Below are 12,682 nucleotides of genomic sequence, written 5' to 3'. Positions count from 1 at the left end.
AATGACTGTTAGATATTGATGCGATGATTCATATTGGCGCAACAATTTTGCACTAAATTAGGGCGATTGCGAGCTATTCTTGTATGTCATAATTTGAAAATGTCTGAATATGGTGCATTTAACTATGCAAACAGTATAATGGGTTCAAGACAAGGGGCCTAAATCATGGATAGTTATAAGCAATTCAATGTTTTAGGTAAGTCTTATAAAGTTGGTATGAGAATTGCTATATAAATACCAGCAATTAACACGCACTTAACAAGTGCAACAAAATTTCATTGGAGCAAAATGAGCATGGCGAACAAGGTCCTTCAACTCATACAAGAAAGTGGCGCAAAATGGGTCGATTTTCGCTTTACTGATACTAAGGGTAAAGAACAGCACGTAACTTACCCAGCTGATTCTATTGATGAAGATACTTTTGAAGACGGTAAAATGTTTGATGGTTCTTCAATCGCTGGTTGGAAAGGCATTGAAGCATCTGACATGATCTTACGTCCAGATGCAGAAACTGGTTTCATCGACCCGTTCTTTGCTGAACCAACTGTAGTTGTGACTTGTGACGTTATTGAACCTTCAACTGGTCAAGGTTATGAGCGTGACCCACGTTCGATTGCTCGCCGTGCAGAAGAATACTTAAAATCTACAGGTATCGGTGATACTGCATTCTTTGGTCCAGAACCAGAATTCTTTGTATTTGACGAAGTGAAGTGGGACATCGATATGTCTGGCGCTCGTCATACATTAATCGCTGAAGAAGCTGCTTGGTCTACTGGTAAAGATTACGAGTCTGGTAACTCTGGTCACCGTCCACGTGTTAAAGGCGGTTACTTCCCAGTTCCTCCAGTTGATTCTTCACAAGATATGCGTGCAGAAATGTGTGCAAAAATCGAAGACATCATGGGCCCAGGTCGTGTAGAAGTACATCACCACGAAGTTGCTTCTTGTCAGTTAGAAATTGGTGTGAGCTTCAATACACTTGTACGTAAAGCTGACGAAGTTCAACAGTTCAAATATGCTGTTTGGAACGTTGCTCACCAATATGCAAAAACTGCAACCTTTATGCCTAAACCAATGGTAGGTGATAACGGTTCTGGTATGCATGTTCACATGTCTATCTCTAAAGATGGCAAGAACTTGTTTGCTGGTGATGAATATGCAGGCCTTTCAGAAATGGCATTGTACTTCATCGGTGGTGTAATCAAGCACGCTCGTGCATTGAATGCAATCACAAACCCATCTACAAACTCATACAAGCGTTTGGTTCCTCACTTCGAAGCGCCAATCATGCTTGCTTACTCAGCACGTAACCGTTCTGCGTCTATCCGTATTCCATACGTTTCTAGCCCTAAAGGTAAGCGTATCGAAGCTCGTTTCCCAGACCCAATGATGAACCCGTACTTAGGTTTCGCTGCATTGTTAATGGCTGGTATCGACGGTATCCAAAACAAGATCCATCCGGGCGAAGCTGCTGATAAGAACTTGTACGATCTTCCTCCAGAAGAAGAAGCAAAAATCCCAACAGTTGCTCATAGCTTAGATATGGCTCTTGAAGCACTTCAAGCAGATCACGAATTCTTGTTAAAAGGTGGCGTGTTCACTAAAGAAATGCTTGATGCATACATCGAACTTAAAACTGAAGATGTACGTCGTCTTAATACGACTACTCACCCAGTTGAATTCGATATGTACTACAGCTTGTAATACATATTTTTGTAAAAAAGCCTGCTTATGCAGGCTTTTTTATTGCTTGGAATGTTGATTGAATTCTCTACGTTTTTTATCAAAAAATTGGGGTAAACTAGGTGCGAGTTTTCATGTGAGTAGATTATGCGTAAACGACAACCAGTACTTAAACAGGAAAAGACTTTAAATCCTGAATTGAAAACATGGTTGTATGCGTCTGGTTCACTGACCCAACAATTGACTGAACTTGGCGGTGGCCAGTTTAGTGTAAAGCCTTTTCAAGAACATTTTCAGCGTTTAACTTTTGCAGATAGTCAGTGGATGAAGATGTCTCATGCTCACACTTCGTGGGTAAGGGAAACCTATTTATATGGCTGTGAAGCAGAACCATGGGTTAAAGCAAAAAGTATTTTTCCAATTCAAAGTTTACAAAAAAAAGCCCGTATATTTCAGCACATTGGTTCTAAGCCAATTGGCTTTTTTCTATTTCAAAGAACAACACCACTTTGTGACCGCCGTGTCATTCGTTTGCCAGAAGGTTGGACAAGACAAAGTTGCTATACTTGGCATGGATGTAAATTTATTGTTCAAGAAACATTCTTACCAGCTTTTGAAGCTTTTTTAAATCAGCAGCACGACAAGGAATTACTATGACGACTGCAACAAGCATCACATGGCGTCAGCGTTTAGAGGCTTATTATTATCTCTGCCGATTTGATAAGCCCGTTGGAACAGAACTCGTCTTTTGGCCAACCATGTGGGCACTTTGGATTGCAGCAGAGGGAATGCCACCTCTACATATTCTTTTGGCGATGGTATTAGGTACAATTTTTATGCGTGCCGCTGGCTGTGCAATTAATGACTTCGCTGATCGAAAAGTGGATGGACATGTAGAGCGTACAAAAACACGCCCTTTGGCAACAGGGGTAATCCGTCCAAGAGAAGCGGTGTACGTATTTTTAGCATTAGTATTTGCCAGTGCTTGTACACTTTTCTTTTTACCTATCGCGACGTTCTACTGTGCATTAGGGGGCTTGGCTTTAGCATTTATATATCCGTTTATGAAGCGTTATACCCATTTACCGCAAGTCGTGTTAGGTATGGCATTTTCTTGGGGTATTCCAATGTCATTTACTGCAATGGGTAAGCCTTTAGATATAACGTGTTGGCTAATTTATTTTGGTAATTTAGCATGGACAGTGGCTTTTGACACTCAATATGCAATTACAGATCGTGAATATGATTTAAAAATTGGTGTGAAATCTACCGCTATTCTTTTTGGTCGATATGACATTCAGATTATTGCGCTTTTACAAGCAACTAGTCTTGTTTTGATTGGCACTACACTGTATTTAGAAAATATCTTATTTCCATGGGCGATCATTGCTTTAATTGTTGTTGCATTCGATTTTATATATCAAACAATTAAAACCAAAGACCGCAACCCTCAAGTATGTTTTTGGGCATTCCGTCACAATCGCTGGGTTGGATTAATCATTTTTCTAGGAATATTTTTAAATTTCATATAGTAAAAATGACCGCAAGGTTGAAAAGTGTTCTATGCAGAGCACTTTTTTTATGTCTTAATATTCGTGCATAAAAAAATATGCGGAATAAATAATACATAAAAAAGGATATTCTATGAAACGGTCAAAAATTGCTTTAGCTATAACATTATCGGTTTCAACATTATTTCTTGCAGCATGTAATGACAATGATGATGACTATGTTGGCGTAAACCCTGATAAAACCTATCTGTCTGAAAAAGCCTATTCTAAAGATAGCTTAAGCGGTGCTTCATCTATAAAAGTTATGACTTATAACATGGTCAATGTACAAGGAAAAACAGCTGAAGCAACTGCTTTGGTAATGTTCCCTAAAGTGACTCAGCCGAAAGATGGTTATCGCGTAGTGGTATGGGAGCACGGCACTGTAGGTGTAGGAGATAGTTGTGCCCCAAGCAATAATACGATTAATCCACGCTTTAAAATTCTAGCAGATACATTATTGGCAGCTGGCTATGTTGTGATTGCTCCAGATTATGAAGGTTTGGGTACGCGAGGCATGCATCCATACCTTAATTTAGGCAGTGAGGCTAAATCTGCAATTGCAGCAGTTAAAGCTGCAAAGGATCATTACGGTAGTCAGTTAAATAGTTCATGGATGTCAATTGGGCAGTCTCAAGGAGGCCATGCTTCATTAGGAACAGCTGAATTTGCTAATAACGATACTAATTATAAAGGAGCGGTTGCAACGGCACCAGCTTCTAGCCTTGGTTATATTATTTCTAAAGTTGCTCCGCAAGCAATTAAAGACATTCTTGATAAAGAGCAGGCTGGTCAAGCACCTGTTGGTACGGCTGTTGAAGTGTATGCTGAGCTACTCGCGTATGCTGCATATACCACAGTAGGTATTACTGCTTATGAGCCTAAATTTAATTATCGTGAAATTTTCCAACAACGTTCTCAGAGTGTAGCTGAGTTCGCAGAAGGGACTACTGGTGAAAATGGCGTATGTTTAACTGATTTGCATAATAAATTTGCAGATGACATTCGAGATTTTCTTGCGACTAATACTGGCAAAACAGTTTTAGATTATCCTGGTTTAGCTGGTAACTTCCAAGAAAACCCAACTGTGAAAAAATTCTTGGCGGATAACCAACCTGCAACTAAAAAAATTAATTCACCGGTCATGATTGTTCAAGGTACTGCTGATATGGCTGTACCATATCCTGTTACTGAAGGATTGCAACAAGGACTTAAAGACAAGGGAACGGATGTAACATTTGTGCCTGTTCTAGGGGCTGCTCATACTCAAGCAATTGTATGTAGAAATGCTGAAATTTATCAATTTGTTCAATCTAAGATGCCAGCTAAAACAAATATCGTGCTTGATCCATCGGTAATAGATGCTAGTAAGAATGTTGAATGTACAGGAATAGCACAATAATTTTTGTATTTAAAATATTCAAATTAAAAGGGTCCTAAAGAGGGCCCTTTTTGTTATATTGTTGCGCATATTAAAATTGATACCGTTTGAGTTTGAAGTAGTTATGAGCCAGCAACCTGTTGAAAAAAAATCTGTTCCTTGGTTATTAATGGGATTAGGTTTACTTATTCCTTTTTTAATTATTGGAATACTTTTCTTGGCTGCAAAAAGTGATGCTAATACTAAAAAGCAATATGAACAGCAACGTTTAGAGATGGAAAAAAGAATAGCTGAAAAAGAAGCAGTAAGTTCTGAAAAGAAATAACAGCAGTGCCTTTAATGAATATCCTTTTGTAGCTGACGTACACTTGGGATGCTTGTATAGCGTCTTACTATATAACCTGCTTCTGTGAGCATTTGATCACGAATACGGTCTTCTTCTGCTTTTTCAAGATGGGTAGGGTCATCTAGCTCAATAATGGCAATAACTTCCATCTTGTCATTAAGCACAACAAAGTCGGTTACTTTACGGTTGAACTGACTACGAATTTTATAGTCATTGCTGGTAATCAAAGCACTAAAAGCCACTTGTGCTAAAACATGATGGCTTGGAAAACTTTGTTTTAAACGAATAAACATCTGAGTTTCAAAGTTGGTAATAACAGGACGAGCAAAGAATTTTTGTTTTGGAAATAAATAAGGGCGTAAACAAACAACAAGAAAAATGCAGGTGCTTAAGCAACCTAAAACAATAAAAAATAAGTGACTCGATTCGAACATGTGAAGGCATCATACAAATAAAAACCCACTCATGATGAGTGGGTTTTTAAGAATCTTGGCTCTCCAACCTGGGCTCGAACCAGGGACCTGCGGATTAACAGTCCGTCGCTCTACCGACTGAGCTATTGGAGAATCTGGAAAAGGATTTTAGGGAGGAAAGAGGGCTGGGTCAAGTCTTAATGACGGAATTAGTCAGAATATCTAATCGTTTGGTTTAAAAATATTCGAAACATTGATTTTATTAAAAATAATAGAAAATTATTAAATGATTAGATAAGAAAAAGCCCGCAATAGATGCGGGCTTTTAGAATCTTGGCTCTCCCACCTGGGCTCGAACCAGGGACCTGCGGATTAACAGTCCGTCGCTCTACCGACTGAGCTATGGGAGATTAGTAGATGGCTCTCCAACCTGGGCTCGAACCAGGGACCTGCGGATTAACAGTCCGTCGCTCTACCGACTGAGCTATTGGAGAATCTGATGCGCATTTTATGGATGAAATCTAAAAGCGTCAATAAGAATATTAAAGAAAATGAATCGTTTGCTTGATTAATATGCTTTTGTTGTATTAAAAATAAAAAAACCACCCAAAATAGGGTGGTTTTTATAAAGAAATAAAATTATTTCTCTACGCCTGCTGGTTGGCCTGCAAGTTTTGCATTTGCATAGTCCCAGTTCACTAGGCTTTCTAAGAAAGTTGCGATGTATTTAGGACGTAAGTTACGGAAATCGATGTAGTAAGCATGTTCCCAAACGTCAATTGTTAATACAGCAATTTGACCATGTGCAAGTGGAGTGTCTGCATTAGAAGTTTTAGTAATAGATAATTTACCGTTTACTTCGTCAGCAACTAACCAAGCCCAACCTGAACCGAATTGAGTTGTTGCAGCAGCAGCAAATTCTTCTGCAAATTTTTCGTAGCTACCAAAAGCTTCTTCAATTTTAGCAGCGATTGCGCCAGTAGGTTTACCACCACCATTTGGCTTCATAGAATTCCAGTAGAATGTATGGTTCCAAACTTGAGCAGCGTTGTTGAAAATACCAGCTTTAGATGCATCACCAGCAGTTGCTTTGATGATTTCTTCTAAAGTTTTACCTTCAAGGTCAGTTCCTTTGATTAAGTTGTTTAAGTTAACAACATAGGTATTGTGGTGTTTATCGTGATGGTATTCTAAAGTTTCTTTACTGATATGTGGCGCTAAATCATCATAGCCATATGGAAGTGCAGGTAAAGTAATGGTTGTCATGTTCCTATTCCTTGCATTTGCTGGGTTATACAATATTAAGTGGCTCTATTGTAAATGATTCTGTTCACAATAGGGCATCGTTTTAAAGAACTATACACAATAAAGATCTAATTAATACGCATAACACAGATTGAAAAAAAGACTTAATTAAATCGGATTATTCAATTCAAAATATTCACTTTCAATAGCGAACTGCTGTGAAATTGCTTGTGCCAATCGCTGAACTCCATAACGTTCAGTTGCATGATGACCACAAGCAAAATAGTGAACACCTAATTCTTTTGCTTCATAGAAAGTTCGTTCACTGACTTCGCCTGAAATATAAGCATCACAATTTTGCAAAGCTGCTTTAGCAATAAAATCTTGAGCGCCGCCTGTACAGAAACCTACTTTTTGAATGCTTTGTTTTCCTGCTGGTAAATGAATCACCTTAAAATCAAAACTGTTTTGTAGTTTTGCTTTAAATTCGTCCACAGAAAGTGCTTGCTCTAAATACCCAATATTACCAATCGGATGTTTCTCGGTTAAATCAAGTGGTTCTAAATTCTGTAAATTTAATTTCTCTGCAATGGCTACATTGTTGCCCAAAGTTGGGTGGGCATCTAACGGCAGATGGTAAGCGACTAATGAAATATTATTTTGAATAAGTTTTTTAATGCGGTTACCGCGCATTCCTGTAATTGGGTACGGTTCGCCTTTCCAAAAATAACCATGATGTACAAGTAATAGATCCGCATTTTGAGCAATTGCTGCATCAATCGCGCCTTCGGAAGCAGTAACCGCACAAACGATACGTTTTACTTCAGTTGAACCTTCAATTTGCAGGCCATTTGGTGCGTAATCTTTAAATTCTGCTGCTTTTAAGGTTTGGTCGCACCACTGAATAATTTCATGCAAATTCGCCATGATATTTCCTGAATTGAGTAGTAAATAATTGCTAAAGCTATAGAAACATATTTTGTTGTGTAACTAAAGCTAGACAAATCTTTTTTGAGTTTTTTGTGTATATCGACATATTTAATTTAAAATGCTTAACTGAAAACTCTTTTTGTTCAATATATTAATTTAATTAAAAACTTCTTTTCGTAGAGGATATAAACGTGCGCCGCACCTTTACATGGTTACCTTGGGTGTTACTTATTATTGTAATTGCCAGTTTTATTGCATGGCAAAAATACCATCAACCGAAACCAACTGTTGCAGTTGATGGGGTACAAATGCCTGCCGAGAAAGTTGAGCCATTGGTTGATACTTCACGAACGGGCGGGGTGGTGTCTTATAGTGCTGCGGTAAAAGTTGCAGCGCCGGCAGTTGTTAATATTTTTACGACCCAAAAAGTTAAACAAAATCATCCATTGTTAAGCGATCCAGTATTCCGCGAATTTTTTGGAAATCAGGTTCCTGAACAACAACAGCAAAATGAAAATAGTTTAGGCTCTGGGGTTATTGTACGTGCTGATGGTTATATTCTTACCAATAATCATGTGATTGCTCAAGCTGATCAAATTGTAGTTGCATTACGTGACGGACGTCGTGCGGAAGCAACGATTGTTGGAACGGATCCAGATACAGATTTAGCAGTCATTAAAATCGATTTAGATAAATTACCTGTGTTGCCATTTAAGTTAAGTGGTAATGAAGTGGGTGATGTTGTCTTAGCGATTGGTAACCCATTTGGTGTAGGGCAAACGGTAACTCAAGGTATTATTTCTGCCACTGAGCGCTCTGATTTAGGCATTAATACCTATGAAGACTTTATTCAAACCGATGCCGCAATTAATCCCGGTAACTCAGGTGGTGCATTAATTGATGTTGCTGGTAATTTAATTGGGGTAAACACAGCTATTTTCTCTCAGTCAGGTGGTTCTTTAGGTATTGGCTTCGCAATTCCAGCTAAAATTTGCCAACAAGTATTAAACTCGATTTTGAAAGATGGTCGTGTAGTTCGTGGATGGTTAGGCATTAGTTTAGTACCACCTACACAAGACGATGTCTTGGCACCAAAACAGCAAATTGGTGTAGTTGTTGCTGATGTATTAAAAAGTGGTCCAGCGGCTTCAGCAGGTATAAAAGTTGGCGATAAGATTGTTCAAGTAAATAATGAACCAATCACATCGGCATCTCATTTGATTAATTACGTTGCATTACAAGCGCCTAATAGCGAAATTAATGTAGTGGTTGAGCGAGCTGGGAAGCAAGAAAACTTTGTAGTAACAGTTGGCGAAAGAAAAAACCAAAATAGTCAATCTCAATATATACCGTTACCTAAACAGTAAAATAAAAAAAGCCTCGTAATGAGGCTTTTTTTATTAGCTTAAATTAAGAATGTGTGGGTGTCTGATGTTGATGTTTGAACTCAGTTAAAGCATCAATGCGGTACTGAATTAACATTTCGCCAATTTCAGCACCCTTAATATTTTCTGGTAAATCCTGAACCTTAATAGAGCGAACCACTTGCATTGCATCTAACATATATTGAGCTTGAGGATAAGGGCGATCTTCTAGACCTAGTCTTCCTCTAGCATCGCACTCACAGGCCTGTACAAAAGCCTCGACTCTTTCAGGACGGCGTAATACATCAAGGCGTTGTAATAAACGCCATACTGTTCCTGGTTTTAAAGACATAATTTGATGACATTTTAAATGCTCTTTACACACCGATAATGCCAACTGTCGAGTTTGAGTTGGAACTTTTAAACGTTCGCATAGTTCGGTAACTGGTTTCACGCCACGCTCTTCATGCATGATATGGCGCGGAAGTTCGTTAACTGGCGTTAATGCTTTACCCAAATCATGTACTAAAACAGCAAATCGAACATCAAGCGAGTAGTTTGACTTACACGCTTGTTGCAAAGACATTAGAGTATGTATGCCGCAGTCTACTTCAGGATGATATTCAGGGCGTTGTGGTACACCAAACAGGGCGTCAATTTCTGGGAAAAGATGTTTTAACGCACCGCAATCTCGTAATGTCTGAAAATAAATATCTGCCTGATCTTCTAAGAGTGCACGTGAAGTTTCTTTCCACACACGTTCTGGTGTTAATGCATCAAGTTCACCTGATTCGGCCATCGTTTGCATGAGTTGTAAGGTTTCAGGTGCAATATGAAAACCATATGCAGAATATCGAGCTGCAAAGCGTGCGACACGTAAAACACGTAAAGGGTCTTCAGCAAAAGCTTCTGAAACATGTCGTAAGGTTTTATTTTCTAAATCAGTTTGACCGCCATAGGGGTCATATAATTTGCCATCTTGATCCATTGCTATGGCATTGATGGTTAAATCACGGCGAATTAAATCTTCTTCTAAACTTACTGTGGTATCAGTAAAAAACTGAAAACCGTGATAACCCTTACCGGACTTTCGCTCAGTACGTGCAAGTGCATATTCTTCTTTCGTTTCAGGATGAAGAAACACAGGAAAATCTTTGCCTACAGGTTGAAAACCTTGGGCGAGCATATGTTCAGGTGTTGCTCCGACCACAACATAGTCTTTTTCTTGATAGGGATGCCCAAGTAGAGAATCTCGGACGGCACCGCCTACTAAATACACTTGCATGAAAAAACCTCTATTCTTCAAGCAATCATGCTACAGAATAGAGGTTTTCTCAAGTCATTAGACAGGCTTTTCGTAAAAAGCTCTTTCTAAATTACTTTTCTTGTTGTTGGATTTCCGCAACAGTTAAAGCAGTCATATTGATAAGACGACGAGTCGTTGCTGTCGGTGTCAAAATATGAACAGGTTTTGCTGCGCCAAGCAAAATTGGACCAATAGTAACGTTGTTACCAGAAGTCGCTTTCAACAAGTTAAATGAAATATTTGCTGCATCTAGGTTTGGCATAATGAGCAAGTTTGCAGAACCTTTAAAACGTGAACCAGGGAATGCAAATTGACGAATGCTTTCGTCTAATGCTGCATCACCATGCATTTCACCTTCAACTTCAAGCTCAGGAGCTTGCTCAGATAAAATACGATAAACTTCACGCATTTTTTGAGCACTTGAATCAGTTTGATCACTACCAAAACTTGAATGAGAAAGAAGTGCTACGCGTGGAGTAATACCAAAACGACGTACTTCTTCAGCTGCCAAAATAGTCATTTCAGCAAGTTGTTCAGCGGTCGGGTTAGTATTTACATAAGTATCTGCAATGAACAAATTACGATCTTCAAGCATTAATGCATTTAATGTGAAGAAGTTGTTCATGCCTTCTTTAAGACCGATAACATTGCGTACAAAGTCAAGGTGAATGTTATAGCTACTGTAAGTACCACATAGCATACCGTCTGCTTTACCGAATTTAACCAGTAGAGATGCAATTAACGTTGAACGACGGCGAGCTTCACGTTGAGCATATTCAACAGTAATGCCTTTACGTTGCATAGTTTGATAGTAGTCTTTCCAAAACTCTTCATACATCGGGTTTTGTTCTTGATCTACAATCTCAATATTTACGCCATGTTGTAAACGTAGGCCTAATTTTTTGATATTTGCTTCAATTACAGCAGTACGACCTACTAAAATTGGTTTAGCTAAATCTTCATCAACAGCAATTTGTACTGCACGTAATACGCGCTCGTCTTCACCTTCCGCATATGCAATACGCTTTGGATCAGCTTTTGCTTGAGCAAAAATTGGTTTCATCAAGAATGCAGAGTTATATACAAACTCAGACAATTTTTGACGATATACAGCGAAATCTTCGATAGGACGAGTTGCTACACCTGAGTCCATTGCAGCTTTAGCAACTGCTGGTGCAATTTCTAAAATTAAACGTTGATCAAGTGGGCGTGGAATTAAATAGTCACGACCAAATGAAGCAGATTTTTCACCATATGTTGCAGCATCAGCTTCAACATGAGCCATACGTGCAATTGCATGTACACATGCAATTTTCATGTCTTCATTAATCGTAGTTGCGCCAACGTCAAGTGCACCACGGAAAATGTATGGGAAACATAATGCGTTGTTTACTTGGTTTGGATAGTCAGAACGACCAGTTGCCATAATGACGTCAGAACGTACTTCATGTGCATGTTCAGGTAAAATTTCTGGATCTGGGTTTGCCAAAGCAAAAATAATAGGGTTCTCAGCCATCTGTTTCACCATTTCTTTGGTGAGAATACCAGCAGCAGAAAGACCCAAGAACATATCAGCGCCAGCCATTACTTCATGAAGCTGAGATGCTGAAATATCTTGAACATAACGTTTTTTAGATTCGTCTAAGCCTTCACGTGAAGTGGTTAATAGACCACGAGAGTCGGCAACAATGATATTTTCTTTTTTAGCACCAAGCGCACAAAGCAAGTCTAAACATGAAAGTGCTGCTGCACCTGCACCTGAAGCTACAATTTTGATTTCTTCAATTTTCTTATTTACAAGTTGCAATGCATTGAGCAAAGCAGAACCTACAATAATACTTGTACCATGTTGATCGTCATGGAATACAGGAATCTTCATACGTTCACGAAGTTTCTTTTCAATATAGAAACATTCAGGCGCTTTAATATCTTCGAGGTTGATACCACCGAAAGTTGGCTCAAGAGAGGCAACGATATCTACAATTTTATCTGGATCGTTTTCTGCAATTTCGATGTCAAATACATCTACACCAGCAAACTTCTTGAAGAGAACGCCTTTACCTTCCATTACAGGTTTAGAAGCCAATGGGCCAATATTACCTAAACCAAGAACAGCGGTACCGTTCGTTACTACAGCAACCAAGTTTCCGCGAGCTGTATATTTAGCAGCAGTTGAAGGATCACGTTCAATCTCTAAACATGGCGCAGCAACTCCGGGTGAGTAGGCTAAAGCCAAATCTCGTTGGTTGACAAGTTGCTTACTTGGGGTAACGCTGATTTTCCCTGGGTTTGGATATTCATGGTAATTTAAAGCGGCCTGTTTTAAAGATTGATCGTCCATCTGAGTCTCTATTTGATACAAAAAAGCAAACTAGTCAAATCACTCATTCAGGGGGAAGGCAACTCAGTTCTTTTACTATGCTTTAATTTTTACCAATTAAGAGAATAGTAGACGAATTGCCAA

The 12,682-nt window shown here is 38.9% G+C and carries 11 protein-coding genes and 3 tRNA genes; 6 read left to right on the top strand and 8 right to left on the bottom strand.

From position 1 onward, the window contains the following. The first annotated feature begins 288 nt into the window (after nucleotides 1-288). From glnA to AC1PJP_RS05150, 5 genes are all read left to right on the top strand, one after another. A complete protein-coding gene (glnA, locus tag AC1PJP_RS05170; protein WP_171056845.1) occupies nucleotides 289-1,704 on the top strand; it encodes a type I glutamate--ammonia ligase in 1,416 nt (471 codons plus the stop codon). Between the two features lie 126 nt (nucleotides 1,705-1,830). Further along, nucleotides 1,831-2,340 carry a chorismate--pyruvate lyase family protein gene (locus AC1PJP_RS05165; protein WP_004790961.1) on the top strand — a complete coding sequence of 170 codons (510 nt, stop codon included), beginning with the start codon at nucleotides 1,831-1,833 and terminating at the stop codon, nucleotides 2,338-2,340. Then, complete coding sequence (gene ubiA, locus AC1PJP_RS05160; RefSeq protein ID WP_479766613.1) at nucleotides 2,337-3,215, top strand: 4-hydroxybenzoate octaprenyltransferase; 879 nt, start codon at nucleotides 2,337-2,339, stop codon at nucleotides 3,213-3,215. Before AC1PJP_RS05165 ends, ubiA begins: the two co-directional genes overlap by 4 nt. Nucleotides 3,216-3,327: 112 nt before the next feature. Beyond that, nucleotides 3,328-4,635 carry an alpha/beta hydrolase family protein gene (locus tag AC1PJP_RS05155; protein WP_479766612.1) on the top strand — a complete coding sequence of 436 codons (1,308 nt, stop codon included), beginning with the start codon at nucleotides 3,328-3,330 and terminating at the stop codon, nucleotides 4,633-4,635. Nucleotides 4,636-4,738: 103 nt separating this feature from the next. Further along, the gene (locus tag AC1PJP_RS05150) at nucleotides 4,739-4,939 is read left to right on the top strand and encodes a hypothetical protein (RefSeq protein ID WP_192835406.1); all 201 of its coding nucleotides are present in this window, start codon (nucleotides 4,739-4,741) and stop codon (nucleotides 4,937-4,939) included. Nucleotides 4,940-4,950: 11 nt separating this feature from the next. Here AC1PJP_RS05150 and AC1PJP_RS05145 read toward each other — a convergent pair whose 3' ends face one another. The 6 genes from AC1PJP_RS05145 to AC1PJP_RS05120 all read right to left on the bottom strand — a co-directional run bounded on the left by AC1PJP_RS05145 (nucleotide 4,951) and on the right by AC1PJP_RS05120 (nucleotide 7,545). Further along, nucleotides 4,951-5,394, bottom strand: coding sequence for a DUF2726 domain-containing protein (locus AC1PJP_RS05145; RefSeq protein ID WP_192835407.1), 444 nt, complete (start codon nucleotides 5,392-5,394; stop codon nucleotides 4,951-4,953). Between the two features lie 56 nt (nucleotides 5,395-5,450). Next, nucleotides 5,451-5,526: transfer RNA gene (locus tag AC1PJP_RS05140), tRNA-Asn, on the bottom strand. Between the two features lie 181 nt (nucleotides 5,527-5,707). Next, nucleotides 5,708-5,783 (bottom strand) — tRNA-Asn (locus AC1PJP_RS05135). An 8-nt stretch (nucleotides 5,784-5,791) separates the two neighbouring features. Further along, nucleotides 5,792-5,867 (bottom strand) — tRNA-Asn (locus AC1PJP_RS05130). 145 nt (nucleotides 5,868-6,012) lie between these two features. After that, a complete protein-coding gene (locus AC1PJP_RS05125) occupies nucleotides 6,013-6,639 on the bottom strand; it encodes a superoxide dismutase (protein WP_003650584.1) in 627 nt (208 codons plus the stop codon). A gap of 147 nt (nucleotides 6,640-6,786) precedes the next feature. After that, on the bottom strand, nucleotides 6,787-7,545 hold the full coding sequence (locus tag AC1PJP_RS05120) for a Nif3-like dinuclear metal center hexameric protein (protein ID WP_005307172.1): 759 nt from the start codon (nucleotides 7,543-7,545) through the stop codon (nucleotides 6,787-6,789). 194 nt (nucleotides 7,546-7,739) lie between these two features. Between AC1PJP_RS05120 and AC1PJP_RS05115 the strand changes: the two genes are divergently transcribed. Continuing rightward, nucleotides 7,740-8,915, top strand: a complete 1,176-nt coding sequence (locus AC1PJP_RS05115) for a S1C family serine protease (RefSeq protein ID WP_013197197.1) — start codon at nucleotides 7,740-7,742, stop codon at nucleotides 8,913-8,915. Nucleotides 8,916-8,958: 43 nt separating this feature from the next. On the opposite strand, the gene AC1PJP_RS05110 is transcribed toward AC1PJP_RS05115, so the two are convergent. Next, on the bottom strand, nucleotides 8,959-10,197 hold the full coding sequence (locus tag AC1PJP_RS05110; RefSeq protein WP_479766611.1) for a multifunctional CCA addition/repair protein: 1,239 nt from the start codon (nucleotides 10,195-10,197) through the stop codon (nucleotides 8,959-8,961). Nucleotides 10,198-10,288: 91 nt separating this feature from the next. Further along, complete coding sequence (locus tag AC1PJP_RS05105) at nucleotides 10,289-12,559, bottom strand: NADP-dependent malic enzyme (protein ID WP_005307164.1); 2,271 nt, start codon at nucleotides 12,557-12,559, stop codon at nucleotides 10,289-10,291. Nucleotides 12,560-12,682 lie beyond the last annotated feature (123 nt).

The organism is Acinetobacter sp. V116_7, assembly GCF_056735735.1.
The sequence above is the reverse complement of the archived record's forward strand: the minus strand, read 5'-3'. Positions and strand labels throughout refer to the sequence as shown.